The sequence below is a fragment of the Paenibacillus paludis genome (genome assembly GCF_042610515.1).
Classification (GTDB): domain Bacteria; phylum Bacillota; class Bacilli; order Paenibacillales; family Paenibacillaceae; genus Paenibacillus_AQ.
Map to the genome: position 1 here is coordinate 378,617 of NZ_JBGJZP010000006.1, position 19,238 is coordinate 397,854.

Below are 19,238 nucleotides of genomic sequence, written 5' to 3' on the forward strand. Positions count from 1 at the left end.
TACGCATAGTAATTTGTAGAGTAATTTAATGAAAATATCGCAGTAAAAGCCATACTTCCAGCTTCTAGACCACCGCCAATACTAAATGTTCCCGTGTCATAGAAATCACCATTCACAATCCAAAAGATTGATGATGGATTTATTATTTTTGCTGAATTTAGCATTACTACAGAAGATCCGTACCCTGCCAGCACTGGCGGGGTATTTCTTTGCGCTTAGGATAATTTTCCCTTACCAGTGATATAGAGTGTATATACATAATGTGGAAATGAATTATATTTAGGTTATGCGGAAGCACCGTGGGGCATTTTAGCTGATACAATTTTGAATTAGAAGGGAGTTTATAATGAGGGAAATAATAATTATTCAACATTGCCAGTCAGAGCATCATATTAATAATATGTCAGGTGGTTGGACTGATACCCCATTAACTATAAATTAAAACAAGAAGAATATGCTGTCTACTCTTCAGATTTACTTCGTGCAAAACAAACGGCGGAAATAGTAGCGGCGCAGCTAAATCTAAAAGTGAATGAAGATAGTGATCTTAGGGAAATCAATACAGGGATCGCAGCAGGGAAAACAAAGGATTGGGCCAGAGAAAACAGAAATCCTCGTACAGGCAGTTGTTTTGACTTAGATTATCAGGAATTTCAAAATGGAGAGACTTGGCGGCAAATTTATGTTCGTGTGTGCAATGTCATGGAAAGAATCTTAGAAACAGAAAAGAAAAATTTGGTGCTTGTAACTCATGGCGGGACATTAGCTTATATAGTCGCATGGTGGTTAAAATTTCAACCTGAGATGTTAAGTGCATCATATTTTTCGGCGTCAGTAGGTAGTATTTCTATACTAAATCAAAATGGCTTTCAGCAAAATAACTTATGTCTATTGAACGATACTTCTCATCTACATATGTTGAAAAGGGAAGAATATAGGGAGTGATTGCTTGAACACTACATACAAAGTCCTGGAGAGTGATAATCATGTACAATCTGAAGCGAGATCGAGAACCTGCAAATAAGATTAATAAATGGGTAATTATACATACTGTACTCTTATTGTCTTTTGTTATTGTTGTGAGTGTTATTCAGTTAATAGTTGAAAAGTAATCAAACACTCCACCGACCAAATGAGGTTAGTGGGGTGTTTTATACTATAGACTCTGTAAATACCGGACTCCGCAACATTCCTGATTTGGTCCATTTCTTATAAGGAAAATTTTTCTCACCTGTACTAGAGAGTGCATATACATAATGTTCCAAATATAATACACTTGCCTTATAAGAATCGGAAGCATCGGTACCCTGCCTTTGGTGGGGTATTTTAGGGCGCTGGGGAAATCACGGACATTCAACCGGACAAGACCTTCGAGGCCCCCGTCAAAAAAGAGATGCCCGACAGCCTGAAAGCCTACTCCGGCTTATATGGGACGGTAGGCTCCACACTAAGCATCACGGTCGAGAATGGTGAAATAAACCTACCCGGCATGATGAATGGTCTCATCCCGGAGCAAACCTATCTCTATACCGGCGATCAAGCCTTTACAGGAAAGGATGGGCGTACCATCATCAGCTTTGATGAGCAAAGCAACGGACATACCTATGTTCGCGTCAAAAGCATCATGGAATTTGCCGGCATTGGACAGTTACCCATCGATTATTATGAGCTGCAGAAGCTGGATGGCAATACGCTGGACGATTCCGCCAAGCGGGCATGGAATGAGCGCAACGGAAAAACATATTATGCGGTAAACGAAAAAATCAATTCGCTGTTATATTTGGCGCCTCAAGCTCTATCGAAAACGATTCAGCTAGACGAGGGAAGTGGTTATGCCAACGGAACCATAATCACGGATGACAACCATGCGGTGAACATCGCTGAAATTCCCGTCATGAATGGTCGTGATACATATGACCTGACCTTCTATCAAGAGAAAGGTATTGAATATTTGCAATCTGGTGGTCGGACCTTGATCAGCGAGGAGGCCGTGACGTCGATCTACAACGGAAGAGCCTCCGTCACAACCATCCCTGCGTCGGGCCATGCGCGCTGGTTCCAAATCGGCGAGGGAGCAGGCGGCCGGACCATGACGGTTGACCTCCCGGAGTCTAGCGGATTTGCCGTCTACGATGCCAAGGGGATGCCGGTTCATATTTCAGCGGCTAACAGCAGCCGTACCGCGATTTTGCCGGAGAGCGGCTTGATCGTCTTCGGCGGCGAAGCGGGCGATGTATTCAAGATTACGCTGGAGCGCAAGTGATTGGAAGCCTGGTCAGCCGTTGAGTTGTAAGGCTGACCAGTAATGTATCGGTTGATAAGCAAGCCGTATTTAGTAATCGAGTATGTAATTTATTTTCAAAAAAAGTAATAAGGTCAAAAATTTTATACGCTGCAGGTCCATCAACGCATTATGCTACAACATGCTGCCTACCCATAAGGGACTTTTGCCGGTCTTCGGTGGGTCTTTAGTATGGTCGAAAAAGCGGCCGGCTGAGACTATGCGACGATTATTGCTGATATGGTGGTTCGGATGTTGTCATGGCGGAAACGGCTGGGTAATAGAAATGAATAGAACTTTTGAATTGGCTGGATTCGGAATGGGGCTAAGGAAACGGAGGGACAGATCATGGCGGCACAGACAGTATCAGGCATCAGCCCGGTACAGGCCATTGCGGCTTATGGCGGCACACAGAGCGATGTCGGTTCTCTGGAGAAGCAACGGAACCGGTTGCTGATGGAGCTGGACAAGGTAAATGCAGCGCAGGGCGGAGAGAGGCAGACTCCTTATCTGCGGGAGCAACTGCAGCGGAAAATCCGACTGCTGGAGGCCCAACTGGTGCAGAAAAGTGGGAGTAGCGTCTCGGTCGATTTTGTACCTGCTCCTCCGCTTCAAGACCATCCCCCGCTTTGGTGGACTGAAGAAAAGGGAGGCCTTAGGGGCGTCGGTCTGACCGATCCCCGGTCGGCGACAGTGAACTCGGAGGGTCATTTCAACGCGTTGATTTAGACAAGAGAATGAAGGTGCGAAAACCCGGTAATGAACGGGCTTTTCGCACCTTTTTTTGAAGAGGCGGCGGCGATACACCAAGTTTGCGGCTTCAGCCAGAATATCGTTAGGGAAGCCGGCTAAAGATTCGCGTGCTATACTAAACAATCCTGGGTGATCTTCCAACGGATCATGAAGAAAAGAGGGGGCGTGTTTGCCATGTTTACGGAATCAAGCAAAGAGAGAGAGCTTTCGTTCGATATTCGCAGGACGATCATCCTAGGTGCCTTTATCAAAGAATGGTCGATGCCAGAGTACCGGGTCATCCTGAACCAACCCGAAAAAGCGGTCAACGTGGAAATCTATTATTTTCCGGCAGTAAGCGAGAACGATGTGGCGAGATTTTCGACCGTCGGGTTATCCGGTACCCTCCGCTCCAATGGACAACCGATCGGTACGGAATGGATGATGGCTTTGACATATGATTTAGGTGGGGAGTCCGTCGATCGGATACTTTCGTATGTATGCGATCTAATCGCGCATCATATTGAAACATCCCAGGATTCCCGGATACCAAGAGTGATGGAGGAAAGCGGGCTTGCTCCGGCAAACTGGTCGACGAAGGCCTTTTTCCTTGACGAGCTGAGGGGAGAAAGCGAAGATCTGGAGGAGATTCAGATAGGCAACGAGGTTGTCCGAGTCATATGGGCGGTACCTGTCACTGCGCAAGAAGCCACCCTGATTTTGCGGGAGGGAGTAGAAGCCTTCGACTCCTACATGGCAGGAACCGAACATTCCATTATCGATCCCCGTCGGCCGTAGGCAATTGCAGCAAAAATAAAGCCTGTCTGGGTAAAGGGGCATGATGGTATGGACTGTCTGAACCGCAGACTGGTCAAATGGGCAATGTGCAAATACAAGAGGTTCAGGGGACATCGCAGTCGAGCAGAAAAATGGCTGAAAGAACTTGCAAAAAGAGAACCCAATATGTTTCCACATTGGGTTCTAGGAATGATACCATAACTGGCTGAATGATAAGAGCCGTATGAATCGAGAGGTTCACTTACGGTTCTGTGAGAGCCTGAAGGTGAAGTTCCTTCGGGCTACTCGACTGAGAGGTCGGCCTCAACTAATGGGTAGCCCCCTACTCGATTGGAAATAACTCACATGTACCCCGTCTCGATGGCGATTGCATAATCCTCTCGCCCATTGATTCGAGCTAGCAGTGCAGCTTCAGTCCAGTTGTAAGGCACCTGGATATGTGACACTGTCCAGTGACTCTCCATCCCTTCCAATAGCAAGTAGCGAGCATGTGGGGAACCCGATTCCATTTGATGAGGATAGGGCAACTCGTCATCATAAGCAGGGAGGCCAACGCTGCCAGCATTGACGATAAACTTTCCGTCTGGCAGATACATGCTTCGTCCCATATGACTGTGCCCACATACGATTAAACGACTAGAGCATTCCGTAAGCTCCTTTTGAAGTTTAGCTGGGTTTTTAAGTTTGACTCCTGTTGCTGTTACTTCCTCCAACAGATAATGGTGATTGGAATAAGGTGTACCGTGGCAGAACAACAAATCCTTATAAGTCCATGTGGGGAGGAATGTACTTAGCCATGTTTCATGCACAGTTGTCAGCAGCGGCTTGACAAAGTCAAACGTACGTTGTCCGGTGGCTGCAGTCAGTAAAATTTGATCGCAATTGCCCATAATGTGTATCATATTGGGATAACTCATTAGCAGCTCAGTTGTTCCAAGCGGATCAAGTGGGCCGTAGATTGCATCCCCAAGCTGAACGATATGTTGAACACCTCGGCTTTTGATATCCGCTAACACGGCTTCCAGCGCGAGGCGGTTGCTGTGAATATCCGAAATTATTGCAATTTTATCCATTAAAAAACCTCCTCATATTATTAATATTATTCCATTTAATAATAATAAACTCAACTTTCGGTGCGACCAAGCATAGGTTGTGAAGTTTAGCAGGTGGAAATCCTGCTTGGAAAGGCTAAAGCCAAGCCACCAATAGCGAGTCTTGGACGGCTGGAGGTAATTTCAGACGTTAAGCGTAGACAGTCAGATAGTAGGCCTGAAAGTGATAGAGCCTCGAAAAGAGTAAACCGGAGAGGTCGACGTTGTCGAAAGTACGGAAGACCATACTCATTCATGCGCTAAAGGCAAGTAGGAATGAGCTCTCCCGGGGTCGTAGAGCCAGGCATGCTATACAATGACTCCACTGCAACTTGGGAGACCCTGTCTGTTCTCCCGGTGGGGGAGTATGACAAACAACCGATCAAAAGGAAGAATGTCAAATGACGAACAGGGAGTCGGATCACTGCATACTACCGATGAAACCGAGTAATGTCGGCAGAGGGAAGGCAGTGACATATCATCGATCTTATTTTGCCGATTATTTTATCTCTAATGCTAGTTTTCGGATTTGTTTCGAGTATCAAAGCAGAAACGATTGATGAACAGGCCAGCGCAATTCCAGTAATGACTTCTAACACTGTTCCATCTGGCAAGGCATCATCAAGCTCTTCATATTCTGGCACGCCAGCCTGGAAGGCATTTGACGGAATGAAATACTATTCTGACAGTGCCGGTTGGAAAGCATGGGGTACAAATTCGACAAGTGGTTGGTTGTCCTATGTATTTCCTCAAAAGATCATCATCAATAAGTACACAATTTATTATAGCGACTCTAAGTATACTGTTATTGATGGTTTAGAAACATTTACACCCAAAACCTGGACCTTTGAAGGTTCAAATGATGATACTAATTGGGTAATTCTTGATTCCCAAACAGGTATTACGGATTGGGCTGGAGGGGTGAATAAGGAATTTAGTTTTGAAAATAACGTGGCATATAAGACATATCGATTAAATATATCGGCTAATAACGGTTCAACAAAAAATACCGTAAATCTTACAATCCATGAGCTTGGTATGTTCGAGAAATCCGCAGCCACACCAACAGCATCACCGACAGTTGAACCTTCACCAACGCCAGAGCCAACACCAGAACCAACAGTAACTCCGTCTCCAACTCCAGAACAGCCGACAGGTGAGCGGGCAATCCTAGTCGTGACGATGAACACCGGTCTTGAAAAAGAATTCGATCTTCCTATGTCCGAAATCAATGCCTTTTTAAACTGGTACGACACAGCATCAGGATCTGCCCGTTATGGAATAGACAAGCACAACAATAACAAGGGTCCGTTTACAAGCCGCAAAGATTATGTGATCTTCGATAAGATTCTTACGTTCAGTGTAGATGAATATTCTGCTGAATAGCATCTACACATTGTTCCAGTAGCGATAAGATAGTTGTAATGGAGTGTACCCTGCCAAGTTTTGGCGGGGTATTTCTTTACTTTAAGGAAAGTTTTCCTTACCAAGGATGTAGAGTGTATATACATAATGTTCCAAATCTATTATATTTAGATTGCATGGTTCGGAAGCACCGACAGTGTAATCCGAAAGAAGCATCAAGGGCCACGCGGATATAATCGCAGGGTCTATTTTTTTAGGGGGAATAGTATTGCTGAAGTTTGTAGTCCTTGTAATAGTACTTGTGGTTGTATCTGCAGTTGCGGTATCTGTTTTTCTAACTAAGAGACAAAAAGGATATCCCAAGGAATCTGTTATTGATCCACTCAAAATTACAATTCAGGATATAGACCGAATGGAAGATGGTTCGGAGTTTGAGGAATATCTATATCGTTTATTTTTAGCCTTGGGATACAAAGATACTTATAAGACTCCGAGAAGTAGAGACTTTGGGACGGATTTAGTTTTTACGGATCGGGACGGATATCGGAATGTAGTTCAGGCGAAGCGATATTCGTACTCAGTAGGCTTAGGGGCTGTTCAAGAGGTATATAGCTCAATGAGATACTACCGAGCCAAGAGGTCTATGGTGATAGCCTCAAATCAATATACCACTGCTTGCGAAGAACTTGCGGGACATAACGCTGTAAAACTACATAGCAGAAATGATCTTATAGAAATAATGGATTTGTTCAAGGCGGGACAGATCGAGAAGGCGAAGGACATTATAGAAGGAGACCCACATATGATATTTGATTCCTGGGATAACTACATGAATGGAGATAAAGTAATAAAGAAAGATTACAAGGCAGAGAAGCGAATTTTATTTGAGCAGCAGGGGAAGTAACACATGAATAATACATATAAAGTCCTGGAGAACGATACAGACTTTCTGACTGCTGCCCTTGCGCAATCCAGAGTGTCAGTCTGGTACCGGGAAGATCCGGACCCAATCGGTCATTTAATGGATTATGGTGGGTTGGTGGAGGAGTTTACCCCGGATGACATCAAGTTGTCCGGCTCATACTTCGTTCGGGAACGATTTGAATTTAGAGCATACATGCCAAATGTAAGGAGCTAATACGATGAATATGAGAGAGGCGACCGAAGAGGAATTCATCCTTTTACTGCAGCAGATCAATGAGGAGTCGATACTCCGTTATGGTAGTTTAAAAAAAGCATTGCATGTTGCTGGCTTAAAAAGTAGCCCTAATCAAGTATATACTAACGATGAAATCTATGCTCAAATAAAAAAGGTTGAGTCAGAGAAGGGATTTGTGAACCAGGCTGTATACAATAAATCAAAATCTAAACCAACATCTGATGCAATTGTTTCTAGATTCGGATCGTTTGAGACTGCTTGTAATTTAGCGGGAGTTATGTTTTTGGCTAATCCCAGCAAAAATAAGGAAGGTGGGAATAAAAGAGGAAAAGTTGCGTATACAGACGAAGAAATCATAAGAGTGTTACAAAAAGCATCCAGAATGTACGGAGATTCTCTGACAATACAACAATATAAAGAGAGTAAACTAAAGCCATCGTACATGACCATTTTAAAGAGGTATCAGTCTTTTCAAGCTGCTTGTCAGGCGGCTGGTATTGAGTATAGACGATACAATCCGAAAGAATTACAGGTCGATCAAATGATATATTCCCTACGTCAAACCTTTATTTCAGCCGGAAAAATGTTGACCACAACTGAATATAGCCGAGCAGGCTATTCCCCGACTGCCGCGACTATTTACAAACACGGCATATCGTGGCCAGAGGCGGTAGAATTAGCTGGGTTCGATTATCATCAAAGCAAATTGACGGGCGAACTTATTCATAAACCTTCAAACGATACCCCCGATTGAAATCTAAAATAACCCGTCAACCTTAAGCCTGACGGGTTATTGTTGTTATAAGATAAACTCTGTAAAAACCAGACTCCGCAGCATGCCGGATTTGGTCCAGTTACGCATTCTTACCTTGGCACGTAGCCGAGGCTCCAGATGTACAAACTCCTTATCCTCACCAGTTACCTTGTTTGTAGGCGAGTTTTTAAAAGGTTGGCATCCGTAAGCCTTCGCACGGATTGCAAATATCATATGCAGAACTCATGTCTATTCCCCAAAGTTTTACATATTTGTCCGTCATGCTGGTAGATGAATGACCCAAAATCCTAGATAGAGCTATAGTGTTTCCTCCCTTAACGACCCACATCTTGGCGAATGTATGTCGGAATGTGTGCGGGCTTAAACGGACTCGATCAATCCCCAAAGAAGTGCCGATGTATTTTTTAATGGTTGTTAACGTTCCCCTGAATGAAGATTGAGTCATTGGCTTTCCGGTGTATGTGGCCCATAAATATGAATCTAATTTCATTCCGTTTTCTTCTATGTATTTTTGGATGAGATAAGACAATTCAAAACCAAATGGAACCTCGCGCTCGCGATCACCTTTTCCGTTAACGGTAATAATACGCCGATGAAAATCGAATTCAGATGGCCTCAATGGTAATGCTTCGCCAACTCGAAGCCCGGTACTTGCAATGAGGTAAATCAAAAGAGCTGTCCTCTCTTGAGCTTTCTTAGTTGAACGCACTTCCTTGACGGCTTGCAGTATAGCATGTAGTTGTTCTTGACTCAAGCTATTGACAACCTTATATCTGGGTTTGGGACGTTTTATGCCTTCTGTGAGATTACAATTAATAATCCCTTGCTCATTTAAAAACCGTGAGAAGGAGGTCAAGAAGTCATAATGCTTTGCTCTGGTCGCGCTGGATAGCGATCCTCCGGTTTGATAATTGGGGCGCTCAAGCAAAAAAATCATGTACTTCCTAGAAATAGCCACATTCAAATCAATAAATTCAATTCTTTCTGTCCGACAATATTTTGCGAACTCCCGAAATCGAGAAGACCAGTAAGGGAGTGTACTAGCAGCTGCATTTTCTGAACGAAGCCATTGTATGAAGTCTTCTTCTAGTTCCAAAGTAATTCTCCTTTACTCAATCTAAACACCGCCAGCATAACGCCAGCGGTGTTTTGGTTACATAAGATTTAGTTCCAGCGCTCCTTTAACCATAGTGGCCGCCCCTCTTCAACCGCATCTGGACGCGGGAATCGCTTTTCCTTACCACGATAACCCGGAGCCAGCATTGCCTTTGCGGTCTTGGTTACGTTTTGCTGCGTAGTATTGCCCAGGTAGCGAGCAATCCACGCAGCACCTACGTATTCAAGGGGCGGTACTACTTTCCCGTGACAACAACCCGATCAACACTTTCCCACTCCAAACCGTCCAGATCTTCTAGTGTTTCTCCGTTGTCATCCTTGATGTTCAGAACCCAGTAAACAGTTGCTTCATTGCCATCAGCGTCATTGGCTGGAGCGGAGAACTCTTCGAATCCTTCTTCTTGTTGCCATTCAAGGAGTTGGCGTCCAGTGAATTCTGCTTGCGCCTTCAGGTTGTATGTAGTGCCCTCAAATGTTACTGTTCCGAAATCTTCCATGTTGATCATCCTTTCGTCCTCATCCGGTGTATCCGGCTTATTGGTTTCCGTTATCCCTTGCTGTGAATTAAATATATCATAAATGGTTGTGTGACACAACCGAACAAATACGAGAACATAAGATTAATTTTCCATTGCTTAAAAATTCTTAGTGCGGTTATAATACAAACAAACGTTCTTATTTTTTTGGAGGCGATGACATGAAAATGAGTATCGGCCAGACCATCGAAATTATATACCTGGACAAAGCGGGGAAGATAACACAGCGAAAAATTGAGGTGGGCGGTATCCGTGACGGCCGTATCCGGGCTACATGCCTGACCACGGGTGCGCCTCGCGTATTTCTGGAAGTCAGTATCTTGTCGTGGCATCCTGTGCAGGATCGGCGGCATGCTTGATGATACTCCGCGTAAGCTGCTGCGAATAATATCGCAGTTCCGCTATCACTTCAAGAGGATGCCGAAAATCCAAGAGTTGCGACGATTGAGCGGGCGGCGGCCTGCGGAGATAATTAAAGGTTTTAAAGTGCTGGCTGCAGAGAAGCGGGCAAGGCCATTGAGACGGCTGCAATTATCGAGGGCTGGGAACGTAACACGCCGTATGATACAGCGCCGCAGGGAGGCGCACAGAGCGCCAGGCGTGGAACTAACATAGATTACTGGTTTTATCATTGAGGGGGGACATATCGTGAGCAAATTAGATGGTAACGAGCGATGGAAAACAAAAATGTTAATGACTGAACATGTAGAAGAGCATGAGCGAAAAGAAGAGGAGAAGACCACTGGCAGTAAGATGCTCACTAATGATGAGCGCGAGATGATCAGGGATCTCATTTTACTGCCACATATTGAAACAATGGTGAGCAAGAGCCTGAAGGAGATCGAGCATTCTGGCAACGTACTTAAACGAGCCTATTTGATGGCCGGGCAGGCTATACAGCACCGAATCATGCGGGATACCTATCAACTGCAAAAAGAGTTGAAGCATCGGAATATTAAATTTTTCGCGGATGAGCAAGATGAATTTACCTCTTATCACAAAATATTTTGCCGGGGATACCATGAACGATTTGGACTTACCCGTGATGTTATGCGTACAGAGATAAGCTTAAGATTAACCAAGTATACCGCCGACCTTGGGGCAGCATTAAAAGAGCTACAAAAATAAAACGAAACCCCGTCAGTGATTAAACTGACAGGGTATTTTTTATTCGCATCCGATTCCATCGCCGTCTCTATCTAGCTTTCTGGAGTAACCAGGATCGCCAGCGTAGATTGGATCTGCTCCAGCTGCTCTAACTGCAGAACAATTTTTGTAATACACATCTTCAGTCGGTTTCTGTGTTGCTGCTGGCTTTTTGGTGGCCGATGGCTTTGTTGTTGCTTTTGGTTTAGTTGTTGCCTTTGGCTTAGTTGTCGGTTTTGGCGTAGCTTTTGGTTTATCAGTTGCGTAATCTTCAAGACTCCAAATCCCCAATTTCGCAGCTTGTGCTTTTTTCTGGATGGCTCTGAACTCATCTACATATTTAACATTTGGTTGATAAATTACGACTCTTGCATAGCCCTTTTCCAAAAGCATTTCATTTAGCATTTTGTCGCCTATGTACACGTATGCTAGCAGACGGCCATATTTGTCTCTTTCCGCGACATCAAATTCAAGTTCAACGGTCTTATCCTTGAGGATCTTTGCAGTATAAGCACTCGCCTCAGGGCCGTACGGCTGAACCGGTTTGTCAGGGTGCTTAGTCTCGGGAGTATCAACGAGCAGCAGTCGGATTTTTTCCTTTTTACCATCGGGCATTTTAACGGTAAAGGTGTCACCATCCGTCACCGCAGTGACTTCTGCTTCAATCTTCGTTCCCTCGGCTGTTACGTTTCTGAAGGGTATTGAAGATAGGAAAAAAACAACAACCAGCAAAAAGAGTAATCTCTTAGTTTTGAACATGTCTTCGTATTGCTCCTTTGTTAGATTATGAGAATATATTAACAGGATTAGGAAAATGATACTATATATTTGTTAAATGGCGACAAATAACCCCGTCAGTAAAAGTTTGGTTAGCGGGCTTTGTTATGACAGATGGGACCCATTAGAAGAAAATTATCCCCGTTTTCCAGATCATCCCACGTTATCTTCTGCTATCATTTTGGTTGATATCTCGGCTGGAATCTTCCGAAGTATAGCCATACCATATGCGCCAGATAGACCTTCAACTCGTTCCAAGGTGAATAATTTACTTGCAGTTGATCCAGGTTTAAAGCTTTTTTCAATATGAGTATAGGTGGAAGACTCACAATAATAATGGAGCTTCAATCCAAAATAAAGGCGATGCCGATTTTTTCTCTGCTTTTTCTTTTGTTTTTCTGGAGCATCAATGATAACAATCCCATCAGAAGAGAGTAAATCATAAAAGAGTTTAAGCGCAGGCAGCAGTTTTTTTTCTTTACCAAAAGTGAACCAAAGGATGCCTTTAGGATCATAGATGATATCTTGCAACTCCTTAATCTTATCGGTAAGCTCGAAAGCATCGCTTTGCTCGTAAGTGAATTCAACTGCTGAAGTATTCACCGATTTTTGGTGTCTCATCGGAGTACTGTCACTGGTTCGCATCCGAATTTTACGTTGAAGTAGCTCAGTGAGTGATTCAGCAATCTCTAATTCTTCCGTTCCGTTGTTGGCAGCTGGGGCCAGGATCTGCAAAGTTGAACGATTCGCTGCTAAAGGCTTTATTATAGGAGTTAATTGTGATGCAACAATCGGCACCCAATTCAGTTTCCTTTTATATTCCCTAGTTTTTGTTCCCCACTGAGATAAACTGCCAAATCGTTCGTACTGGATTTTATGAGTCACTTTATGGATATGCATAACCAAATGAAAAGATATTCCATGAAGACCTAATTCCAGAAGAAGAAAGTATAAATAGATTTTCGTAACGAAAGTATAAGCGAGTGTAAAGGTGTCGTTCGGCAAATCAAAAAACATAGCCGCAATCATGTAACCAATAATAACAATTACATATAGAACAAACAGATAACCAAGGACAGGTATGAACATAGTTGTTATTCGATGACCTAACCGAAAAAGAGCTCTCACTGAAGAAAAGCGGTTAATAGTTGGCAAAAAGATAAGGAACAATATTAGTGAGATTCCCAGCGTAACTAAAACACCTTTTAGTAGGACTTGTAAAAGTTCAATAATGGACATGATTTCTCTCCTTACAGTTTTTATTGATTGTCAGGGAACTCATATAATGAAAGATTCATAATTTATAAAATAATACATACATGTCCTCTTTAGATATATCGAGGTAATCGAGAATCACACGAGACGACTGCATTTGACTGGCATTAAAATCCCTACCTTAGATTTCATCAGATAAATCGGAGGGGAGCCAATATCGATTCTAAGGGACTCATTTCATTGTGCCTTAGGGTTATCTGTTATTCAGACCTTAAGGAAATGCGATCAATCTCATCACGTGAACTAAATCATCGTAAGGTATGTATGTTACTCCTGTCTCATTCCTCAATTTCACCTTTGATAGCATAGATGTTTTCTCTGGAGTCCCCATCACTACTGTACCGTTCTTTGTATGTATACTCACAACCTGACACTTTTCAATTGCTATTTTTAGTTCTTTAAGCATGGAATAACCTCCGATAAATTAGTTAAGTCCCGGATGTTTAAAAAATGTGGGCCATATTGACTATTTCGGTTATTAAACCGATAATTTAATAGAAAGGAAAAAAAAGTTAATAGGAGGATTTTTATGAAATTGAAAAAAGTAGGAATAATCGCTATTGCTTCATTGATGTTAGGAAGTACAGTTGCATTTGCAGCCTCAAACGAAGTGAAAGGCACAATTTCTACCCTGAAGTACAAGCTAAATGGAATAGATTGGGCTCCTAGTGCAAACGCAGCTAAACCTGTCGTTATTAACGGACAACAATACATACCGGTAAGTGTAGTTACAGAAGCCACAAAAATAAACATAACCGTAGATAAATCAACAAACACAATCCAGATTGGTGAGAAAGCTAAGTCAGTTCCTTTGTTTAAGGAAAAATCGTTATTCAAACATAATATAGGCTTTTCTAAGAATGTAGCTTATTCAAACTTCCAAGGTAAGGATTACAAAGAAGTCATTGCTGCTTCGAAACTATATGGATCAGCAAATGCTGTTCTGTATCCGAATAAGAAATATCAAACCTTAGTTGTAGATGCTTTTGCATTAGGATATAAGGCTGAAATTCATTTTGTGAACAAGAATACAAAAGAAGAGTTGAAGGGGATTCTGCTAGAGCCTGATACCGGAGTGACAACTACTGAGATAAATGTTGCTGGAGTAAATGAAATCGAAGTCGAAGTGGTCTCACTCGAGAGTTTTTCAGATAAAAAGGGAGCAGATGTAGTAATATTGCCGACATCGTACTATAAATAGAAAAATCTCCGCCGGTCGGATTTCATACTATTTAAACAATAAATACCGTAAATCCTAAGCGGTGAGAGGGATCCGGAAGTGTTGGATATAGAACACACCCCGCCGACCATTATAAGGTTGACGGGGCTTGATTTGTTTATTCTGCTGCTATGTACTCACTTACTTCATAGGTAAGTATTTTATCAAATACGACATAATCTTTACGCTTTTTGAAGGGGCCTTTGTTGTTGCTATGTTTATTAATTGCAAGCATCCCAGGGCCTCTACCTGCATCACGGGCATCATACCAGGTTAAGAATGCATCTACTTCAGTAATCGGAAGATCATATTCTTTCTCTGTTCCGTTGACTAAGGTAATTGTAAGTAGTTGGTTAGAGTTGCCTGAACAGTGAATAAACCCTGGATTTCTCCAGGATTTATTGGTCACATATTTGGTCACGAACTCTTTATAATCCAATTTACCTTGTAGTCCCGAACCCCAATAAAACCAACCATTCGCGAACAGAGTTTAAGGCATTTATCCCTTTCCTCTATATCAGTTGGTTAGAGCGGTCGGCTCATAACCGATTGGTCACAGGTTCGAGTCCTGTAGGGCCCACTTCACTAAACCCCTTGCCTAGCAAGGGGTTTTTGCTATATGTAGGCTCGTCGGAGCGAATATGCTTGAGTGGGGAAAGGCCATTTTTTTAAGCTTGCTAACGGATTTGCTAACGGAGACTTTTATTCCACAGGTTCAAGCTGCTTTTCTGCGAATTTATTGAGTTCATTTTCAATTCTGTCAACGGCCTCTTCCTGCATGATTGGGAGAAGATGTGAGTACCTCTCATTGAACATTGCCGGAGTCATGCCCAGTCGTTCGGCGGCAACCTTCGGATTTATTCCAATCGCTAGTAAAAATGATGCATGGGTATGACGCTGATCATGGAACCGGATCTTCTTGACCCCGGCTTTGCGAACAAGAACATCCATACCCTCTGTGATTCGTTTCGGCTTAATATAACCTCCCCCGGGATAACAGCACACTAGGTCATTGTCCTCGTAAGCTTCTCCATATTCATTCCTGTAAGCTTCGATTTGTAAATAGCGCTCCTGAAGATCATCAATAATATTCTGAAAGAGCTTAACCCGCCGAATCGAATCATTCGTCTTGGGCCGCTGAATCACCAATCCATCCCGTGTCCAATTTGCTGTCTGAACAACCTTTAACTCTTTCTTTTCAAAGTCGATATCTTTCCACCGCAGCCCCAGAATTTCGCCTTCGCCGCATTCACGTATAAACCGCTAATGAAAAAGCAATGCAATGAACATGATGCTTTGAGGATTGCAGAAATTTAGTGAATTCTTCAATTGTCCAGAACTGCATTTCTTTCTGCTCGTTTGCATTTACTTTGCTACGCATAGATACCTTACTCATGATGTCTTCAGCCAGTAATCCCGATTCAGTGTATGCAAGCCGAAGGGCGCGTTTCAGCACACCGTGAACGTTCTTCACGTAATCCTTGGAATATTTCTTCCGAAGTTCAGCATAAAAGCCTTTGATGGTACGTGGGGTAAGTGCCTGCAATTTCACTTTACCAAGCACCGGAATAACTCTGGCTTCGATAATAGTTTTTTCAGTGTCGTAGGATGTTGTGAAGTTAGGCTTTGCGTGAGTCTCCAGATATTCGTTCAGATACTTTTCCAGGGTAATTTTTGTTGTCTTAACATCTAATCCTTTCTCGGCATCGGTCATTGTCTTTCTGCAGGCTGACCAAGCTAAAGCCTCAGTTTTGAATCCTCCTTTTGTTTTTTGGTTTCGTTCACCTGTTAATGTGTCCGGGGGGGAGATCGAAAACATACGTGTACGTTTTTCCTCTTGGATAAACATGGCCTTTCATAATTATCGCAGGAAAGAAACAATACTTTTTGCCATGCTACAGGGCATATCGTACGTTTTATAATTTCGATTCACTGGTACATTGAGATAACCATTCCAGTCGAACTCTAAATGTGGCTCAATTATTAATCCATGAGGGCGTTCGAAGTCTTCTTCACATCTGTAATGAGCTCGGATGCGGGCTTCAGCTTGATCACTTCCAGTAAATATACCTCGATCTGTTTCGGGTTGAATAAGCTCAGAAGAAGTTGATACTGCGGCATCTAGTGCGAATAACAGTTTGTTTTGTGTGATTCTTTCTTCAATTTGCTCAAATCTCTTTTTAGCGAAATATAACGGCACCCTGAAAGTATGTGCTATATAACCGATTGATTCACCCCTACGCTCGGGAAGTGTAATTGATTTGAGGATAAAGAAAGGAAGGGCTGAATAGAGAGCAAAACGATCTGCATCATATTCTTGGGCCTCTTTAAAGAGTGAGGGCATCCATCGTTGATCTCCTGAGTGACGTATAACGTGGCATAACTCGTGAAAAAAAATCAATCGCTGAGAAACCTTTTCTTCGTGGCGGTTTAAAAATACAACACGTTCCTCATTATCACTAAAGGGGCTGTTGTCATAATAAATAAGGTCTACTTCGAAAATTTTGGCTATCTTCTCTATTTGAAGATTTTGAGCTGTCCAAATGTTGTGCTCCTTGTACTTCTCTTCGATCCATTGTTCGAGTGGAGTTTTAAAATATTGATGAAAATCCATATGTGCCCTCCTGGATACGTACGTATGTTCTATTTTGAGGTAAAAATAAAAGCCATTGCTGGCTTTTTTAATATTTTTCATTCGCCCTTTAGTTTGAATACACCATCTGAATATGTACCTAATTCGTAATTTTGTATGCTGACGGTATGGGAAAGGCTTTTCCATTCAGGTAGGTAATCTATATAAATTTCACGAATTGATTCAAAATAAGTTTCTGTATCCTTCAATAAATCCTCAATCATTACTTTTAATTCTCTATCCGTTAAATCAAAATGCCCTTGCCCCTCATACTTCGCATCAATTAATGGTTGGGTTGATAAGTCAATATCAGATCCGCTGGTACCCATAGCTGAAAGAGTCTTCCGGAAAGTTATTTTATTGATTACAAAATTATCAGTAACGACACCATCTTCCATATCATGTTGGAGAGCGTTAAAAACTAGCGCATTAATAAATTGTTTATTTGTTATATCTTGTGATTGAAAAGCTTGATTTTGGGTCTTAAATTCACTATTGGCTAATTCAAACTTGTTTGATAGTTCAGTAAATTTTTCTTCTATAGAACGACTTTTCATAAAAGAGAAAATCGAAAAGGTGACAGAAGCTACAGTTATTAGAAGAAGCGTTGAAATGAGAAAAATCTTTGTTCCATTAGTAACTTGGCGTGGTTGTTGTATCTGTAATAAAACGGGTTCGTTGGGTTCTTCCATAAAATTCTTCCTTAAATTATCCTCATCGGCTGAGGGATTTGCTTATTTTTTTGTGTCTTCTATTTCCTTAAGCATTCTTTCTTTATTCTTTCTATACTGCTTCAAAGCATCTTCCATTACTTCGATTTCAGCTTGAGAGTATTTTTCTGGTCCACCATAAAAGGACATGTTTGTCTCAATAGAAGTTTTTTTGTCCGAACGTCCCAGAATATAGTCTCCTGAAACTTCAAAAAAATCTGCAAATGCATTAATTTCAGTATCTTCAACAGGTCTCTTTCCAGATTCGATTCTAGAGAGAACACTGTTATTTATTCCGATCCTATCGGCAAGCTCAATTTGGCTTATTCCTCGAGCTTCTCTAAGTTTCTTAATTCGATCACCTGAAATAGACAAATTCTCATACCGCCCTTCTTTCTGTTTCAGCAATATGATAGTAACACTTTTTTAAAACAGAAAAAACAATTTTGCTAAAACAACAAAAACCATTCTATGTATTTTACTAAGAACAAAATAATGGACTCCCAATAATCAAGGAGTCCGTTTCGGCCGGTTCTAATCCGGCCATCTTCAGGCGATTGTTGTATATAGTGTAATACAATGTTATGCCATATTTTAATCCAGTTTTAAAGGCAACGGTATTACTATTTTAACTTTTCTGTTCCAGTTCTTCTCGGAGTGCGCGTTGCAAAACCTGAGAAAAATTCAACCCAGCAATTTCGGCCGCTTCGCTCAGGTCTTGCGGCAATGTTAGATTCTTTTTAACATAAGTGATCTTTTCATTCAGGACCGCCGTTGCAATAATGGTACGCTGGTTACCAGTAAGTTCAAGATCATTCAGCGGGGTAGCAGCTGGAATGGATTCTTTGTCCTCAAGGCGACTTTCAATAGTAAGTTTCAGTACCTCATTCGCCCGTCTAACAGCCTCGTCAATGTTCTCAGCTTGGGACAAAGCTTCCTCCAAATCGGGAAATGAAATTTCAATGTGTTTATCTGTGAAGTTCAAAATGGCCGGGTACGTATAACTTTTTTTCAATGCTTACACCTTCCTTTTTTTGAGATTCGTTTCTCAATATTATATTGAAAGGGAAGAAGGGAGGGGCTAAAACTTTAGCCCCGTCTTCTTCTCTATATCCTTTAGGATATGTATTGCAACGTCTTTGACTGGATGGGTTATGGTAACCTTCCCCTTTATAGTCGGGTGTTTATATTGGTAGTGATCGCCAACGGTGTGTACTTTGTACCATCCGTTTGCTTTCAGTATCGCCAACACCTCTCTTGAAGAATAACTCTTCATCCTCTCTCTCACCTCCTATTAATATTATAACGCGCATTGATGCGCATTGCAAATTAATGTACGCAGAAATAATGCTAACAAATTTGTAAACGAACAAATGAAAATAGAGTTAAACACATTGGTCAAAAAACCAGTATTCTTCATATATAAGAAACAGAATTAAACCTATTTTAACCTTTCCCCAAGCTCAGTTGGTTAGAGCGGTCGGCTCATAACCGATTGGTCACAGGTTCGAGTCCTGTAGGGCCCACTTCACTAAGAGGCTGTCTCAAAAGTAGATTTTTTATGAGCGGAGACAGGCCACCTTCAATTTTAAAAGCATAAAAGTCAATAGAGCAGCGCTCCTCCTG

The 19,238-nt window shown here is 42.2% G+C and carries 25 protein-coding genes, 1 tRNA gene and 1 pseudogene; 12 read left to right on the forward strand and 15 right to left on the reverse strand.

The features are described from left to right. The first annotated feature begins 426 nt into the window (after positions 1 to 426). The 4 genes from ACAN56_RS14590 (at position 427) to ACAN56_RS14605 (ending at position 3,811) form a co-directional block, all read left to right on the forward strand. Positions 427 to 945 carry a histidine phosphatase family protein gene (locus ACAN56_RS14590; RefSeq protein ID WP_379143807.1) on the forward strand — a complete coding sequence of 173 codons (519 nt, stop codon included), beginning with the start codon at positions 427 to 429 and terminating at the stop codon, positions 943 to 945. A gap of 448 nt (positions 946 to 1,393) precedes the next feature. After that, positions 1,394 to 2,263, forward strand: coding sequence for a hypothetical protein (locus ACAN56_RS14595; protein ID WP_379143678.1), 870 nt, complete (start codon positions 1,394 to 1,396; stop codon positions 2,261 to 2,263). A gap of 366 nt (positions 2,264 to 2,629) precedes the next feature. Next, complete coding sequence (locus ACAN56_RS14600) at positions 2,630 to 3,010, forward strand: hypothetical protein (RefSeq protein ID WP_379143680.1); 381 nt, start codon at positions 2,630 to 2,632, stop codon at positions 3,008 to 3,010. Between the two features lie 198 nt (positions 3,011 to 3,208). Further along, positions 3,209 to 3,811 (forward strand): suppressor of fused domain protein, encoded by a 603-nt coding sequence (locus ACAN56_RS14605; protein WP_379143682.1) that lies wholly within the window; start codon positions 3,209 to 3,211, stop codon positions 3,809 to 3,811. Positions 3,812 to 4,152: 341 nt separating this feature from the next. Here the strand turns inward: ACAN56_RS14605 and ACAN56_RS14610 are convergent, their stop codons facing one another. Then, positions 4,153 to 4,884 (reverse strand): metallophosphoesterase family protein, encoded by a 732-nt coding sequence (locus tag ACAN56_RS14610; protein ID WP_379143684.1) that lies wholly within the window; start codon positions 4,882 to 4,884, stop codon positions 4,153 to 4,155. A gap of 510 nt (positions 4,885 to 5,394) precedes the next feature. Here ACAN56_RS14610 and ACAN56_RS14615 point away from each other — a divergent pair. From ACAN56_RS14615 to ACAN56_RS14630, 4 genes are all read left to right on the forward strand, one after another. Further along, positions 5,395 to 6,288 (forward strand): ran-binding protein 10, encoded by an 894-nt coding sequence (locus tag ACAN56_RS14615; protein ID WP_379143686.1) that lies wholly within the window; start codon positions 5,395 to 5,397, stop codon positions 6,286 to 6,288. Between the two features lie 250 nt (positions 6,289 to 6,538). Further along, the gene (locus ACAN56_RS14620) at positions 6,539 to 7,171 is read left to right on the forward strand and encodes a restriction endonuclease (RefSeq protein ID WP_379143809.1); all 633 of its coding nucleotides are present in this window, start codon (positions 6,539 to 6,541) and stop codon (positions 7,169 to 7,171) included. Between the two features lie 3 nt (positions 7,172 to 7,174). Then, the gene (locus tag ACAN56_RS14625) at positions 7,175 to 7,405 is read left to right on the forward strand and encodes a hypothetical protein (protein ID WP_379143688.1); all 231 of its coding nucleotides are present in this window, start codon (positions 7,175 to 7,177) and stop codon (positions 7,403 to 7,405) included. A gap of 4 nt (positions 7,406 to 7,409) precedes the next feature. Next, positions 7,410 to 8,180, forward strand: coding sequence for a homing endonuclease associated repeat-containing protein (locus tag ACAN56_RS14630; RefSeq protein WP_379143690.1), 771 nt, complete (start codon positions 7,410 to 7,412; stop codon positions 8,178 to 8,180). Positions 8,181 to 8,225: 45 nt separating this feature from the next. Here ACAN56_RS14630 and ACAN56_RS14635 read toward each other — a convergent pair. From ACAN56_RS14635 to ACAN56_RS14645, 3 genes and pseudogenes are all read right to left on the reverse strand, one after another. After that, positions 8,226 to 8,345, reverse strand: a pseudogene (locus ACAN56_RS14635) (ATP-dependent DNA ligase); the annotation flags it as partial. 22 nt (positions 8,346 to 8,367) lie between these two features. Beyond that, positions 8,368 to 9,297, reverse strand: coding sequence for a tyrosine-type recombinase/integrase (locus tag ACAN56_RS14640; protein ID WP_379143692.1), 930 nt, complete (start codon positions 9,295 to 9,297; stop codon positions 8,368 to 8,370). Positions 9,298 to 9,553: 256 nt separating this feature from the next. Continuing rightward, positions 9,554 to 9,823 (reverse strand): hypothetical protein, encoded by a 270-nt coding sequence (locus tag ACAN56_RS14645; RefSeq protein WP_379143694.1) that lies wholly within the window; start codon positions 9,821 to 9,823, stop codon positions 9,554 to 9,556. Positions 9,824 to 10,014: 191 nt separating this feature from the next. On the opposite strand from ACAN56_RS14645, the gene ACAN56_RS14650 reads away from it, so the two are divergent. Further along, complete coding sequence (locus ACAN56_RS14650; RefSeq protein WP_379143696.1) at positions 10,015 to 10,212, forward strand: hypothetical protein; 198 nt, start codon at positions 10,015 to 10,017, stop codon at positions 10,210 to 10,212. A gap of 289 nt (positions 10,213 to 10,501) precedes the next feature. Continuing rightward, on the forward strand, positions 10,502 to 10,981 hold the full coding sequence (locus ACAN56_RS14655) for a YhjD family protein (protein ID WP_379143698.1): 480 nt from the start codon (positions 10,502 to 10,504) through the stop codon (positions 10,979 to 10,981). Positions 10,982 to 11,020: 39 nt separating this feature from the next. Here the strand turns inward: ACAN56_RS14655 and ACAN56_RS14660 are convergent, their stop codons facing one another. The 3 genes from ACAN56_RS14660 to ACAN56_RS14670 form a co-directional block, all read right to left on the reverse strand. Continuing rightward, on the reverse strand, positions 11,021 to 11,758 hold the full coding sequence (locus ACAN56_RS14660; protein ID WP_379143700.1) for a thermonuclease family protein: 738 nt from the start codon (positions 11,756 to 11,758) through the stop codon (positions 11,021 to 11,023). Positions 11,759 to 11,929: 171 nt separating this feature from the next. Further along, entirely contained in the window at positions 11,930 to 13,015 is a 1,086-nt protein-coding gene (locus ACAN56_RS14665) for a hypothetical protein (RefSeq protein WP_379143702.1), read from the reverse strand. A gap of 247 nt (positions 13,016 to 13,262) precedes the next feature. Then, the gene (locus ACAN56_RS14670; RefSeq protein ID WP_379143704.1) at positions 13,263 to 13,457 is read right to left on the reverse strand and encodes a hypothetical protein; all 195 of its coding nucleotides are present in this window, start codon (positions 13,455 to 13,457) and stop codon (positions 13,263 to 13,265) included. 123 nt (positions 13,458 to 13,580) lie between these two features. On the opposite strand from ACAN56_RS14670, the gene ACAN56_RS14675 reads away from it, so the two are divergent. Further along, positions 13,581 to 14,252, forward strand: a complete 672-nt coding sequence (locus ACAN56_RS14675; protein ID WP_379143706.1) for a stalk domain-containing protein — start codon at positions 13,581 to 13,583, stop codon at positions 14,250 to 14,252. A gap of 136 nt (positions 14,253 to 14,388) precedes the next feature. On the opposite strand, the gene ACAN56_RS14680 is transcribed toward ACAN56_RS14675, so the two are convergent. The 8 genes from ACAN56_RS14680 to ACAN56_RS14715 form a co-directional block, all read right to left on the reverse strand. Beyond that, a complete protein-coding gene (locus ACAN56_RS14680) occupies positions 14,389 to 14,709 on the reverse strand; it encodes a hypothetical protein (RefSeq protein ID WP_379143708.1) in 321 nt (106 codons plus the stop codon). A gap of 263 nt (positions 14,710 to 14,972) precedes the next feature. Next, positions 14,973 to 15,527 (reverse strand): site-specific integrase, encoded by a 555-nt coding sequence (locus tag ACAN56_RS14685; RefSeq protein ID WP_379143811.1) that lies wholly within the window; start codon positions 15,525 to 15,527, stop codon positions 14,973 to 14,975. Then, entirely contained in the window at positions 15,520 to 16,089 is a 570-nt protein-coding gene (locus ACAN56_RS14690) for a tyrosine-type recombinase/integrase (protein ID WP_379143710.1), read from the reverse strand. Before ACAN56_RS14690 ends, ACAN56_RS14685 begins: the two co-directional genes overlap by 8 nt. A gap of 42 nt (positions 16,090 to 16,131) precedes the next feature. Then, the gene (locus tag ACAN56_RS14695; protein WP_379143712.1) at positions 16,132 to 16,884 is read right to left on the reverse strand and encodes an ImmA/IrrE family metallo-endopeptidase; all 753 of its coding nucleotides are present in this window, start codon (positions 16,882 to 16,884) and stop codon (positions 16,132 to 16,134) included. Between the two features lie 77 nt (positions 16,885 to 16,961). Beyond that, positions 16,962 to 17,594, reverse strand: coding sequence for a hypothetical protein (locus ACAN56_RS14700; RefSeq protein WP_379143714.1), 633 nt, complete (start codon positions 17,592 to 17,594; stop codon positions 16,962 to 16,964). A gap of 42 nt (positions 17,595 to 17,636) precedes the next feature. Next, the gene (locus ACAN56_RS14705) at positions 17,637 to 17,987 is read right to left on the reverse strand and encodes a helix-turn-helix domain-containing protein (RefSeq protein ID WP_342436665.1); all 351 of its coding nucleotides are present in this window, start codon (positions 17,985 to 17,987) and stop codon (positions 17,637 to 17,639) included. A 253-nt stretch (positions 17,988 to 18,240) separates the two neighbouring features. Further along, positions 18,241 to 18,627 (reverse strand): type II toxin-antitoxin system HicB family antitoxin, encoded by a 387-nt coding sequence (locus ACAN56_RS14710; protein WP_379143717.1) that lies wholly within the window; start codon positions 18,625 to 18,627, stop codon positions 18,241 to 18,243. 66 nt (positions 18,628 to 18,693) lie between these two features. Continuing rightward, positions 18,694 to 18,888 (reverse strand): type II toxin-antitoxin system HicA family toxin, encoded by a 195-nt coding sequence (locus tag ACAN56_RS14715; protein ID WP_340896986.1) that lies wholly within the window; start codon positions 18,886 to 18,888, stop codon positions 18,694 to 18,696. Positions 18,889 to 19,072: 184 nt separating this feature from the next. On the opposite strand from ACAN56_RS14715, the gene ACAN56_RS14720 reads away from it, so the two are divergent. Further along, a tRNA-Met gene (locus ACAN56_RS14720) sits at positions 19,073 to 19,138 on the forward strand. Positions 19,139 to 19,238: the final 100 nt, after the last annotated feature.

Bases quoted from the DNA above. Each gene is read 5' to 3' on its own strand.
- ACAN56_RS14605 (WP_379143682.1), top strand. From the start codon at position 3,209: ATGTTTACGGAATCAAGCAAAGAGAGAGAGCTTTCGTTCGATATTCGC.
- ACAN56_RS14645 (WP_379143694.1), bottom strand. From the start codon at position 9,823: ATGATCAACATGGAAGATTTCGGAACAGTAACATTTGAGGGCACTACA.
- ACAN56_RS14700 (WP_379143714.1), bottom strand. From the start codon at position 17,594: ATGGAAGAACCCAACGAACCCGTTTTATTACAGATACAACAACCACGC.
- ACAN56_RS14595 (WP_379143678.1), top strand. From the start codon at position 1,394: ATGCCCGACAGCCTGAAAGCCTACTCCGGCTTATATGGGACGGTAGGC.
- ACAN56_RS14665 (WP_379143702.1), bottom strand. From the start codon at position 13,015: ATGTCCATTATTGAACTTTTACAAGTCCTACTAAAAGGTGTTTTAGTT.
- ACAN56_RS14690 (WP_379143710.1), bottom strand. From the start codon at position 16,089: ATGTTTTCGATCTCCCCCCCGGACACATTAACAGGTGAACGAAACCAA.
- ACAN56_RS14625 (WP_379143688.1), top strand. From the start codon at position 7,175: ATGAATAATACATATAAAGTCCTGGAGAACGATACAGACTTTCTGACT.
- ACAN56_RS14650 (WP_379143696.1), top strand. From the start codon at position 10,015: ATGAAAATGAGTATCGGCCAGACCATCGAAATTATATACCTGGACAAA.
- ACAN56_RS14670 (WP_379143704.1), bottom strand. From the start codon at position 13,457: ATGCTTAAAGAACTAAAAATAGCAATTGAAAAGTGTCAGGTTGTGAGT.
- ACAN56_RS14715 (WP_340896986.1), bottom strand. From the start codon at position 18,888: ATGAAGAGTTATTCTTCAAGAGAGGTGTTGGCGATACTGAAAGCAAAC.
- ACAN56_RS14660 (WP_379143700.1), bottom strand. From the start codon at position 11,758: ATGTTCAAAACTAAGAGATTACTCTTTTTGCTGGTTGTTGTTTTTTTC.
- ACAN56_RS14600 (WP_379143680.1), top strand. From the start codon at position 2,630: ATGGCGGCACAGACAGTATCAGGCATCAGCCCGGTACAGGCCATTGCG.
- ACAN56_RS14675 (WP_379143706.1), top strand. From the start codon at position 13,581: ATGAAATTGAAAAAAGTAGGAATAATCGCTATTGCTTCATTGATGTTA.
- ACAN56_RS14610 (WP_379143684.1), bottom strand. From the start codon at position 4,884: ATGGATAAAATTGCAATAATTTCGGATATTCACAGCAACCGCCTCGCG.
- ACAN56_RS14630 (WP_379143690.1), top strand. From the start codon at position 7,410: ATGAATATGAGAGAGGCGACCGAAGAGGAATTCATCCTTTTACTGCAG.
- ACAN56_RS14695 (WP_379143712.1), bottom strand. From the start codon at position 16,884: ATGGATTTTCATCAATATTTTAAAACTCCACTCGAACAATGGATCGAA.